Genomic DNA, 11,529 nt, shown 5'->3' with positions numbered 1-11,529 from the left:
GCACGTAGGTCGAATTGAACGGTCCGCCTTCGGTCATCAGATAGACCTGGTCGAAGATCTTCAGCTGCAGGATGAGCTGGAGCGTGAGAACGAGCGCCGTGACCGGCCAGATCAGCGGCCAGGTGATGCGGCGGAAGCACTGGAGGCGCGTCGCACCGTCGAGCATCGCAGCCTCATAATAATCCTGCGGAATATTGCGCAGGCCGGCGATGAAAAGCAAAAGGTTGAAGCCGTTCGTCCACCAGACCGTGACGAGGGCCACCATCGGCATGGCCCAGCCGGGATCTCGGAAAACACTGATGCGCTTGCCGGTGAAGAATTCGATGATGTACTGCGCGATGCCGAACTGCTGGTCGAGCACCCATTGCCATATCTGGGTCACGACAGAAACCGGCAGGATATAGGGAATGAAGAAAAGCACGAGTATCAGGCTCTGCAGCCAGCCCTTCAGCCGCACGACCATCAGCGCCAGACCAAGGCCGATCAGCGTATTCGGAATGACGGTCAACAAGACGAAATAGCCGGTGTTCCATACGGACGTATAGAAGAGCTTCTGGCCGAAAAGCTTCACATAGTTGCCGAAGCCAACCCACTGCCCCACGCCGATCAGTGGCGCGTCGGTGAAGCTCAAGGCAAACATCTTGTAGACCGGGTAGGCAAACACGACCAGATAGGCGGTCAGAAACGGGGCGATCATGATGATCGCCGTCAGCGTCTTGCCTCGTCTTTCGCTGCTGAACACTAAGCATCTCCTTCAAGCGCAAACGCCGGCCGGAGGGTCGCTCCGGCCGGCGAATTCTCACATCTGGCTCTGCAGTTCTTCGCGCATCTGCTCGATCGCGTCTTCCGGTTCGAGCTGCCCGTTCAATGCCGGAACCACGAAGTTCTGCGTCGCTTCGTAGATCGGGCCTGCGACGCCTGCGAGTTTGGAGACCGGATCGAAGACAGCCGTGTCTGCGAGCTTCGCATAGGTTGCATTCGGCTGCATTTCCTTGAATTCCTTGCTGTCGGTCACGGGCTTATAGGCCGGAATGTGACCCGCGCTCGCCCAGGAGATGCTGTGCTCGTTCATCCAGTTGATGATCTCGAGTACGATCTTCACCTTCTCCGGAGCGATCGGCCTGGAATCGCTGTTCGGGATCGCGAAGGAGTGCGAGTCCGCCCAGGTCGCCTGCGTACCCATGAGGTTCGGGATTTCGATGGCACCCCATTCGAAACCGAGATTGCCGTTCTTCTGCAGGTCGACCATGGTCGGCACCTCCCAGACGCCGTTGATATGCATGGCGGCCTTGCCGGAGGTGAAAAGCGCAATCGAGGCTTCATAGGAAATCAGTTTCGGCGAATAGCCGGTGGAGACCCAGTGCGCCATGGTCTGCAGCGCCTTGACGCCGGCATCGCCGGGCAGGATCTCGTCTGCGTCGATGAACTTCGCGCCCTGCTGTGAAAGCAGGGTATAAAAGACGCGCCACATCGAACCGCCTTCGTCGGTATGCAGCGACAACGGATACTCGACCTTGCCGGTTGCCTTGATCTTCTCGAGCGCGGCATTGAAATTGTCGAGCCCTTCGAGACCCTTGGGCAGACCGTCGTCGCCCAGCAGCCCGGCCTCTTTCAAAATGGTCTTGTTGTAGTAAAGGACGATCGAATGAACGTCGAAGGGAATGCCATAGACCTTGTTGTCAAACGTCGCCTGCTTCCAGGCAGCATCGACGTAGTTTTCCTTCTTGATACCGGCCGAAGCGAGCTCTTCCTCCGAGAAGGGCCGCAGGATGCCGGTCGGGACGGCGAGCGGATAACGCGACATATGATAGGTCATGATGTCGGGCTGCTGGCCGACGGCTGCCGACGTCTGCACCTTGGTATAGAAGGGAACGCCCCATTCAAGCGTCGTCGCGTTGATCTTGATGTCCGGGTGGGTATCGTTGAACTCCTTGATGAGCGCCTTCATGCGGATACCGTCACCTCCGCTTAAGAAATCCCACCAGGTAATATCCGTCTGTGCGAATGCCGCTGCCGAAGGCAGCAATGCGATTGCCGCCGAAACGGCCAGTTTCAATAGTCTTTTCATGTCGGGTCCTCCTCGATAAATTCATGGGTTGTGACCATCCCGCGGTACGGAACGGTCTTGGCCGCAGACCTCCTCCAAGGCCCGCATCCTCATCTTGCATTCACTTCCGAAATCCGGGCTCAGGCACCCGAATTGCGGCTATCAGCTGAGCCTCCTGCCTTCGCTGTCGAAGGCCAGCATTTCGGGCACCCTCAAAGAGAGGCTGATCTTTTCCTTGGGCTGCGGGCGGCTGTCTCGGCACTCGACCGTCATTTCCGCGCCACTCGCAGTCAGTATGTGCAGATAGCCGGTGCCGCCGAGCTCCTCGGTGAACTCGGCCACGGCCGCAAGCGTCACAGTGCCTTCGCCCGCCCCGAGCCCGATATGCTCCGGACGGACGCCGACATAAACGCAGGTGCCGGCAGCAACACCCGTACGCGTCGGCAGATCGAACGGCTGGCCGGGCGCGTCTTCAAGCTCGACCCGCAAAAAGCCTTGCCCCGCGTTTACGACTTTTGCCTTCAGAAAGTTCATACCCGGCGAGCCGATGAAGCCTGCGACGAACATGTTTTGCGGATCGCGATAGAGCTCAAGCGGCGCGCCGACCTGCTGGACGACGCCTCCTTTCAGCACGACGATCTTGTCGGCAAGCGTCATCGCCTCGACCTGGTCATGCGTGACATAGACCATGGTCGCGCCGATTTGCCGGTGCAGGCGGGCGATCTCCATGCGCATCTTTACGCGCAATTCGGCGTCAAGATTGGACAGCGGCTCATCAAAAAGGAAGACGCGCGGCTCGCGCACGATCGCCCGGCCGATCGCCACGCGCTGGCGCTGGCCGCCGGAAAGCTGGCTTGGCTTGTGATCCAGATAGTCACCGAGACGCAGAATGTCCGCCGCCGCCTTGACCTTCTGCCGGATCTCCGCTTTCGGCCGACGAGCGATCGACAGGCTGAACGCCATGTTTTCGAAAACGGACAGATGCGGATAAAGCGCATAGGACTGGAAGACCATCGCCACGCCGCGCTTGGAGGCTTCCCTGTGCGTCACGTCGTCGTTTTCGATGCGGATTTGTCCGCCGCTCGTCTCCTCCAGCCCTGCAATCATTCTGAGCAACGTCGACTTTCCGCAGCCCGAGGGACCGACAAAAACCGCGAACTCGCTCTGTTCGATCTCGATATCGACGCCATGAATGACCTTGAACGAGCCGAACGACTTGCTGACATTCGTCAGCTTGATACCAGACATGCATCCTCCCGATTGTCGTTTTCATCGGAGCGGCTCCTGCGCCGCCCCGATGGCAATCAGTTCACGCCGAAGCGACAGACAGCAGAATGAAATGATAGGATTTTGCCGGCAGGGCCCCGATGAGCGCACCCTCGTCGGTGATGGAAAGACCTGTGCCCGGCCTTGGGACGATGCGCTCCTGGTTCTCGACCGCGTTCCTGGCTTTCAGATCCTCGCCCGTCATGACGTGATGCTGCACGATCTTGAGACCCTTAAAGCCTTGCAGGTCGACGCTGAGGTCCATCGCCTCGTCGAGGCTGCGGTTGATCGCAAAGAGCGCTATGGTCTTGCCATCGTCGTGCAGCACCGCCGACAGATCGAGATAGGGCACGTCCTGCGCGACCTCGCAGTCGTAAGTCGGGCCGGATGACGACACCGTCAGCGCGGTGCCGCGACCGTATTTCGAGGCAAATTGCAGCGGATAATAAATCGACTGGCGCCATGCCGGACCGCCGGCCTTGGTGAGGATCGGCGCAATCACATTGACGAGCTGCGCCATGCAGGCGATCTTGACCCGGTCGGAGCGGCGGATGAAGACATTGATCAGCGAAGCGACGAAAATCGCATCCTCGAGATTATAGAGTTCTTCGAGGAGCGGCGGCGCTTCCGGCCAATCCCAGCTCGCGATACGCTCACCGTCTTCCTTGCGGTCGTGATACCAGACGTTCCATTCGTCGAAGCAGATCTTCACGTCGCGCTTCGACCGCTTCTTCGCCTTGATGTAGTCGATGACGCCGCCGATGGTGACGATGTAGCGATCGAGCTCGATCGCCTTGGCATAATAGTTCAGCGTGTCGTTTTCTTCGTTGCCGAAGTACTTGTGCAGCGAAATGTAGTCGACGCTGTCATAGCTCGCATCGAGAACCGTCGCCTCCCATTCGGGATAACTCTTCATCTTGTCGTTGGACGAGCCGCAGACAACCGTCTCCAGGGTCTTGTCGAAATATTTGAAGGCCTTGCTGACTTCGTTGGCGAGGTGGCCGTACTCGGCAGCACTCTTGTGGCCGACCTGCCAGGGACCGTCCATCTCGTTTCCGAGGCACCAGATACGGACATTGTGCGGGTTCTTGTAACCGTGCTTGGCGCGCAGGTCGCTCCAGTAGGTTCCGCCCGGATGATTGCAATATTCGAGGAAGTTGCGGGCATCGTTCAGGCCGCGCGAGCCGAGGTTCATGGCAAGCATCATCTCGGTGTTGGCAAGCTTCGACCAGTCGGCGAATTCGTTGATGCCCACTTGGTTCGTTTCACGTGTTCGCCACGCAAGATCAAGCCGGGTGGGACGCTGGTCCCGCGGGCCGATACCGTCTTCCCAATGATAGGCCGAGACGAAATTGCCACCCGGATAACGCACGATCGGCATGTCGAGATCGCGCACCATATCAAGAACATCGGTTCGAAAGCCGTCCTTGTCCGCCTTCGCATGGCCCGGTTCGTAGATCCCGGTGTAAACGGCGCGGCCCATGTGCTCAAGGAAGGAGCCGTAGACCCGCTTGTCGACGGTCGAAATCGTGAATTCCCGGTTGAGGGTGGCTTTTGCCCGCATGAATCTTCCTCGTTCATTGAATTTGATTTTTCCGCAAGCTAGACTCGGAAATTTTTTATTTCAAGTATTTTGTTTTATATCAAAAAATCAGTTTCATATGGCGGTCGTGTGCGATGGGCGCAGGTATTTGGCGTGATCCTTAACGCTGATTCCAGTATGTGTTGTGCCTTGCTTTATCCTGGCCACCTGCGCATTTGAGCTTCGCATTCGGTCGTCATCGACCGGCCTTGATCCACTTGGAGGATCGCTGCCCTGGCGTGACATTGACCGCAGAAGCTGCGATTATGAGCGCCAGATCGGGTGAACCGTCACCAGGACAATCCGAGGGAAGGATCTCTTTTCACGTTCGCGTCGTTTCCTCTTCGAGGACTTCTTTGGCGGCGGGACGGCGGCGTGTCGGCGGCTATGGAACAGCGATCGTCAACCAGGAAATAACCGTGACCTCGACGAAGCCACCCGGGAACGGACCCCAAGCCGGAAACGATCACCGACCGGCGAATTTTCCCCTCCTCGTGCTCGGAGCCCTCGGCGTCGTCTACGGCGATATCGGCACAAGCCCGATTTATGCATTCCGCGAAGCCCTGACGGTCTCCGGTCAGGTGTCAGGAATGGTCGATGGCAAGCAAATTCTCGGTTTGCTTTCCCTGATCGTCTGGGCATTGACCGCCATCGTCGCCATCAAATACGTCGGCTTCGTCTTGAAAGCCGACAACAAAGGAGAAGGCGGCACACTTTCACTGATGTCGCTCGCTCGAGAGAGCCTTGAAGGCAGGCCGGTTTGGGTCCTTGTGCTTGGCATTGTCGGCGCGTCGCTGTTTCTGGGCGATGCAATAATAACGCCTGCGATATCGGTATTATCGGCCGTCGAGGGCCTCGAGGTGGTCGCCCCACAGCTTTCGCATTGGGTCGTCCCGACCACGGTTGCCATCATAACGGTACTGTTTCTCGTTCAACGGTTCGGGACCGGCGGTGTCGCATCGGTATTCGGTCCCGTCACCGCATTATGGTTTTTGACCCTTGGCGTCTCCGGCCTTGCGCACATCCTCCAACAGCCCTTGATCCTCTCGGCCATCAATCCACTTCACGCCATACAATTTCTCGGCACGCATGCTGGAATTTCGGTGCCGGTTCTGGGTGCAGTGTTCCTGGCGGTAACCGGCGCAGAGGCGCTCTATGTGGATCTTGGGCATTTCGGGCGCAAGCCGATCGTCTTTGCCTGGTTCGCGCTGGTGTTTCCAAGCCTGCTTTTGAACTATTTCGGTCAGGGCGCATATGTCCTCAGCCATCCTGAGGACATCGAACATCCTTTTTTTGCAATGCAGCCCGAATGGGCGCAGTTTCCTGTGGTCGTTCTCGCCACCGCTGCAACCGTCATTGCCAGCCAAGCGGTCATATCGGGGGCATATTCCCTTATTCGCCAAGCGATGCATCTCAATCTTCTGCCGCGCTTCAGCATCCGCCATACCTCGGAAACTCAGGCCGGACAGATCTACATGCCCCAGATCAATGCCTTGTTGTTCGTCGCCGTCATCGCATTGGTGATCACATTTCGAAATTCCAGCGGTCTGTCCGCCGCCTACGGCATCGCCGTCACCGGTGAGATGCTCATTACCGCTATTTTGCTTTTCGTCGTCGCGCGACGCGTCTGGAGATGGCGACGGACACTTGCATTAATGGTAATCGCTCCGCTGATCTTGATCGACACCAGCTTCTTCGTCGCCAACGTCGCAAAGTTCGGACAAGGCGGCTGGGTTCCCGTCGCCGTGGCCCTCACCGCCGCGTTCTTGATGCAAACCTGGATTTCCGGGCGTCGCTTGCTGACAATTAGAACGAGGGCAGACGAGGTCCCCCTCACGATGATCATTGACAATCTGACAAGAAAAAGGCCATCAACCGTGCCGGGAACTGCAGTGTTTCTGACAAGTGACGTCGAAGGTGCGCCTACTGCTCTCTTGCATAGCATGAAGCACTACAAGGTGCTGCACGAGCACAATATCATCCTCAGCGTTCTCACGTCCCCGTCACCTTATGTTGCCGATGACGAGAAAATCTTCCTTGAGGGCCTGCATCCCCTTTTCAGCCGCATCGTCATCACCTTTGGTTATATGGAGACCCCCAACATTCCCCGCGCCCTTATCCTGGCGCGCAAGCTCGGCCTGAAATTCGATATCATGTCGACGACCTTTTTCCTGTCGCGCAGGACGATCTTGCCGTCCGAGAAAGGCGGCATGCCGCTGTGGCAGGATCGGGTGTTCATCGCACTCGCGCACAATGCCAGCAACGCAACCGAGTATTTCCGGCTGCCGACCGGGCGTGTCGTCGAACTCGGCATCCAGGTGACGATATGATTGGCTACAAAGGCGAATAACGTCAGACAGTTCGCCCGGTCGACATCAAAGAGCCGTCAGCGGCAATGGTCGGACTTGTTTTCGGCTTTATCCCGCAATGGGCGGTTCCAGATTGCCGCCAGAGTCTTGAGATACGAGCAGGGCTTGCTTCTGGCAAAATGACCGGCGCTCTAAAGCTTCGGCGTCAGCATCTCGAAGCGGTCGCGGACGGTGGAGCAGAGGTCGCCGCCAAGGCGGGCGATCGCATCGACTGCTCCCGGTTCAACATGAAAACGCTCCGGATCGACAACCCCGTCACGATAGTGCGCAAAGACGATTTCACCGAGGATAACCTGGCGCGACTTGCCAAGCTCCAGCGTCACATGCCTGCGGCATTCGAAGGCGGCAGGAGCCTCCGCAATCCACGGCGAACCGACCTTTTCTCCGGGCATGGCCGTCAGACCCGCCTCCTTCAGTTCGTCGACACCGCGCGGATACTTCGCTCCGCAGACATGCATCGCCTCGGCGATTGAAAACGAGACGATATTGACGGTGAAAACCTCGGTCATGCGGATATTGCGGGCGGTATCCTTGAAGGACATGTCCGGATGGTTCTCGACGCCCAGCGCCAGGATCGGCGGATCGGCCGAAAGGCAATTGAAGAAGGAAAAGGGTGCGGCATTGATGCGGCCATCCTCATCCACCGTCGTCACCAGCGCGATCGGACGCGGAATGATCGTGCCGATCATCAGCTTGTAGCGCTCGCGCGCGCTCAATGCCGTAAAGTCGAAGGAGATGCTCATCTCAGCTTGGCGTCCCCATCGGCGCAAATCTGCTCATCGCGCCCGTGAAGGCCTTGGGAAGCGGCGAGGCATAGGAGCCGCGCTTGCTGGTCGAAAGCCCGAGCGATACCAGCGCTTCGGCCTGCTTCACGGCCGCGGCAACGCCATCGACGACCGGAACACCATAGATCTCCTGCAAATCACGCGCGAGATCGGTCATGCCCGCACAGCCGAGCACGATTGCTTCTGCACCATCCTCGGAAAGGGCCTTTTCGATTTCAGCCCGAAGCTTTCCGATGGCACCAGAGGCCTCGTTTTCGAGTTCGAGCACCGGGATGTCGCACGCCCTTACCTTCGCCCGGCCGCCCATGCCGTAGCGGCGGACAAGATTGTCGATGAGCACGCGGGAGCGTTCCAGCGTTGTAACGACCGTGAAGCGTTGCGCCAGGAAGCCGGCCGTCGCTACCGCAGATTCGCAAAGGCCGAGCACCGGCACGTCGGCAAAGGCGCGCGCCGCATCAAGGCCGGTGTCGTCGAAGCAGGCGACGACCGCCGCGTCATAGCCGGCCCCCTGGCGCTCCTTCAGCTCCATCAGCAGTCCCGGGATTGCCAGCGCCCCGTCATAATGGCCTTCGATCGAAACCGGTCCCATCGGGGACGTGGCAGCGATGATGTCCGTTCCCGTTGCAGCGACGGCGCGTGCGGCGATAGCAGCCTTTTCCGTCATCGAGGCCGTCGTGTTGGGGTTTACCAGCAATATGCGCATGTCATTTGATCTTTGCCTGCCGCCGGCTGAGCATCATCATGATGCCGAGCGCGACGAGGATAATGGTGAAGGAGAAGAGCGTCGTCACCGTTCCGAGTGCATAAAGCACGGGCGTCGTGACATTCGTCGTCATGCCGTAGATTTCGAGCGGCAGGGTGTTGTAGGTGCCCGACGTCATCAGCGTGCGGGCGAATTCGTCATAGGAGAGCGTGAAGCCGAACAGGCCGACGCCGATCAGGCTCGGCAGGATCATCGGCAAAACGACGTGCCGGAAGGTCTGCCATGAGCTTGCGCCGAGATCGCGCGCCGCTTCCTCATAGGCCGGAGAGAAGCGGTTGAAGACGGCAAACATGATCAGCACGCCGAACGGCAGCGTCCAGGTGAGGTGCGCCCCGAAAGCCGAGGAATACCAGGCAGGCTTCAGACCGCCCTGCTGGAAGACGACGCCGATGCCGAGCGAAATGATGATCGAGGGAACAACGAGGCTCGCAACGGTCGCATAAAACAGTGCCGTCGAGCCCCGGAATTTCCGGCGGAAGGCAAGACCTGCGAGCAGCGAGACGGCGACGGTGACGATCATCACCATCAGGCCGAGCGTAAAGGACCGTTTGAAGGATGCGCCGAAGTCGCCAACGGCCTGCTTTTCGAAAAGGTTGAAGAACCAGTGAACCGAAACCCCGTTCAGCGGGAAGGTCAGACCACCGTCCGGCCCCTGGAACGACAGGATCAGCACCGCCGAGAGCGGGCCGTAGAGAAAAACCACAAAGACGGCGAAAAAGGCCGCGAGCACATAGAATTCGACGCTTCGCTTTTCATGGTTCATCTCAAAGCTCCTTGCGGATGTCGACGACGCGCAGGATGGCGGCGACCATCAACAGCACGACGACCAGAAGCACGACAGCGTTGGCGGCAGCGGCCGGATACTGCAGCAGCGACATCTGGTTTTTCATCATCAATGCGACCGAAGCGCTCTGGCCGCCGGACATGACCTGCACGGTCGAAAAATCCGCCATCACCAGGGTCACGACGAAGATCGTACCGATCGCCATGCCGGGTTTTGCAAGCGGGATGACGACATTCCAGAGGATTTGCCAGCCACTGGCACCGGCATCGCGCGCCGCCTCGAAGAGCGAGCGGTCGATGCGCATCAGCGTGTTGAAGATCGGCGTCACCATGAAGAGCGTATAAAGGTGCACCATGGCGAGTACGACGGCGAAATCGGAATAGAGCAACCACTCGATCGGCTGCGGAATGAGACCCATCTCAATCAGCGTCGTATTGACGAGCCCATTGCGGCCGAGCACCGGAATCCACGAGATCATGCGGATGATGTTCGACGTCATGAAGGGGACGGTGCAGACAAGGAAGAGGATCATCTGCGTCGAGGTCTTGCGGATATGGAAAGCCAGGAAATAGGCGACCCAAAAGCCGATGAGGAGCGTCAGCGCCCAGACGATGACGGTGAATTTGAGCGTGTTAAGGTAGATCTTCCAGGTGACCCATGATCCGAGCGTCTCGGTATAATTCATGGTGAGGAAGGCGGGATAGAGCCCCGCAAAGTCGTAATCCCAGAAGCTCACGACCGCGATCATCGCAATCGGCAGCAGGAAGAACAAACCGAGGATCAGAAAGAGCGGCAGGGCCTGGAGATAGGAAATCGCAGCCAGCGGCACGCGAAAGCCGCCACGTCGAACGCGCTCAGCCTTCTCACTGGGTTGTGCGGAAGCAATCGTTGCCATCTGCCATCCTCTTAGACATTCGCGGAAGCCAAATTGGAAGGGATCCGAAAGACCCCTTCCCAGCCCTCGCGCAGAAGGAGGGCGTTTCTGACGCAACCTCTCCGGTCCGCTCCACCTGTCTGGAGCGTTGAGGAGACGAACGCGGCGAGCAGCTTATGCAGCGATGAACTCGTTCCAGCGGCGGACCATGTAGCGGTCTTCGTCCATGACGGAGTTCCAGCAGGCAACAGCGCCCATGCGGGCCTCGAAGGAGCCGCCATCGCGGACGGCGCCGGCCTTCTCCATGACCTTGCCTTCCGGCGAGAGAATATCGCCCTGCGCCGGCTTGCCCTCGATCCAGTAGCCCCATTCGTCGGCTGACATGAAGCCCTTGGCGGTTTCCATGCAGGCCGAGTAGTAGCCCTGGCGGTTGAGATAGCCGCCGACCCAGCCGGACGTGTACCAGTTGATGTACTCGTAGGCGGCGTCGAGCTGAGCGCCCTTGAGGTGCGAGGCAAGGCCGAGACCGCCGCCCCATGCGCGGTAGCCTTCCTTGAGCGGCTGGTACTTGCAGGAAATGCCCTTGGAACGGACAGCGGCAACGGCCGGCGACCACATGGACTGGATGACGACCTCGCCCGACGCCATCAGGTTGACCGACTCGTCGAAGCTCTTCCAGAAGGCGCGGAACTGGCCTTCGCTCTTTGCCTTGATCAGGAATTCGATCGTCTTGTCGATCTCTTCCTTGGTCATGTTGCCCTTGTCGGCATATTTGATGTTGCCCATGGCTTCCATGATCATCGCCGCATCCATGATGCCGATCGAGGGGATGTTCAGGATCGAGGTCTTGCCCTTGAATTTCGGATCCATGATGTCGGCCCAAGTGGTGATCTCGCGGCCGACGAGATCCGGACGGATGCCCAGGGTGTCGGCGTTGTAAATGGTCGGAACCATCGTCATCCACTTCGTCGGCTCCTTGGCGAAGGACTTGGATTCGGCGCCTTCGACGAAGCCGACCGTATGCGGTGCGGTACCATGCGCAATGACGCGGGCGGGCTT

10 protein-coding genes are annotated in these 11,529 nt (G+C 58.8%); 1 reads left to right on the top strand and 9 read right to left on the bottom strand.

The annotated features are described in order from the left end of the window. The 4 genes from C9413_RS18960 to C9413_RS18945 all read right to left on the bottom strand — a co-directional run. Nucleotides 1–697, bottom strand: a 697-nt coding sequence (locus tag C9413_RS18960; RefSeq protein WP_170250758.1) for a sugar ABC transporter permease, incomplete at its 3' end; no start/stop codon positions are given. Nucleotides 698–799: 102 nt separating this feature from the next. Beyond that, entirely contained in the window at nt 800–2,068 is a 1,269-nt protein-coding gene (locus C9413_RS18955; RefSeq protein ID WP_040116342.1) for an ABC transporter substrate-binding protein, read from the bottom strand. 141 nt (nt 2,069–2,209) lie between these two features. Beyond that, nucleotides 2,210–3,295, bottom strand: a complete 1,086-nt coding sequence (gene ugpC / locus C9413_RS18950) for a sn-glycerol-3-phosphate ABC transporter ATP-binding protein UgpC (RefSeq protein ID WP_040116343.1) — start codon at nt 3,293–3,295, stop codon at nt 2,210–2,212. 61 nt (nt 3,296–3,356) lie between these two features. Then, nucleotides 3,357–4,877, bottom strand: coding sequence for an alpha-N-arabinofuranosidase (locus C9413_RS18945; RefSeq protein ID WP_040116344.1), 1,521 nt, complete (start codon nt 4,875–4,877; stop codon nt 3,357–3,359). 512 nt (nt 4,878–5,389) lie between these two features. Between C9413_RS18945 and C9413_RS18940 the strand changes: the two genes are divergently transcribed. Continuing rightward, complete coding sequence (locus C9413_RS18940) at nt 5,390–7,225, top strand: potassium transporter Kup (RefSeq protein WP_223844168.1); 1,836 nt, start codon at nt 5,390–5,392, stop codon at nt 7,223–7,225. Nucleotides 7,226–7,395: 170 nt separating this feature from the next. On the opposite strand, the gene C9413_RS18935 is transcribed toward C9413_RS18940, so the two are convergent. From C9413_RS18935 to C9413_RS18915, 5 genes are all read right to left on the bottom strand, one after another. After that, on the bottom strand, nt 7,396–8,007 hold the full coding sequence (locus C9413_RS18935; RefSeq protein ID WP_170250757.1) for a flavin reductase family protein: 612 nt from the start codon (nt 8,005–8,007) through the stop codon (nt 7,396–7,398). A gap of 1 nt (nt 8,008) precedes the next feature. Beyond that, nucleotides 8,009–8,752 (bottom strand): aspartate/glutamate racemase family protein, encoded by a 744-nt coding sequence (locus C9413_RS18930; protein ID WP_040116346.1) that lies wholly within the window; start codon nt 8,750–8,752, stop codon nt 8,009–8,011. Nucleotide 8,753: 1 nt separating this feature from the next. Further along, on the bottom strand, nt 8,754–9,575 hold the full coding sequence (locus C9413_RS18925; protein WP_040116347.1) for an ABC transporter permease: 822 nt from the start codon (nt 9,573–9,575) through the stop codon (nt 8,754–8,756). Between the two features lies 1 nt (nt 9,576). Next, on the bottom strand, nt 9,577–10,491 hold the full coding sequence (locus C9413_RS18920) for an ABC transporter permease (protein ID WP_040116348.1): 915 nt from the start codon (nt 10,489–10,491) through the stop codon (nt 9,577–9,579). A 153-nt stretch (nt 10,492–10,644) separates the two neighbouring features. Further along, the coding region (locus tag C9413_RS18915; protein WP_170250756.1) for an extracellular solute-binding protein at nt 10,645–11,529 on the bottom strand (885 nt) is incomplete at its 5' end.

The organism is Rhizobium sp. SEMIA 4085 (assembly GCF_013004495.1).
Taxonomy (GTDB): Bacteria; Pseudomonadota; Alphaproteobacteria; order Rhizobiales; family Rhizobiaceae; genus Rhizobium; species Rhizobium gallicum.
This window is presented reverse-complemented; position numbering and strand designations above follow the sequence as displayed.

Excerpts from the sequence above, each read along its gene's own strand:
- C9413_RS18955 (WP_040116342.1), bottom strand. The coding sequence starts at position 2,068 with ATGAAAAGACTATTGAAACTGGCCGTTTCGGCGGCAATCGCATTGCTG.
- ugpC (WP_040116343.1), bottom strand. The coding sequence starts at position 3,295 with ATGTCTGGTATCAAGCTGACGAATGTCAGCAAGTCGTTCGGCTCGTTC.
- C9413_RS18945 (WP_040116344.1), bottom strand. The coding sequence starts at position 4,877 with ATGCGGGCAAAAGCCACCCTCAACCGGGAATTCACGATTTCGACCGTC.
- C9413_RS18935 (WP_170250757.1), bottom strand. The coding sequence starts at position 8,007 with ATGAGCATCTCCTTCGACTTTACGGCATTGAGCGCGCGCGAGCGCTAC.
- C9413_RS18930 (WP_040116346.1), bottom strand. The coding sequence starts at position 8,752 with ATGCGCATATTGCTGGTAAACCCCAACACGACGGCCTCGATGACGGAA.
- C9413_RS18925 (WP_040116347.1), bottom strand. The coding sequence starts at position 9,575 with ATGAACCATGAAAAGCGAAGCGTCGAATTCTATGTGCTCGCGGCCTTT.
- C9413_RS18920 (WP_040116348.1), bottom strand. The coding sequence starts at position 10,491 with ATGGCAACGATTGCTTCCGCACAACCCAGTGAGAAGGCTGAGCGCGTT.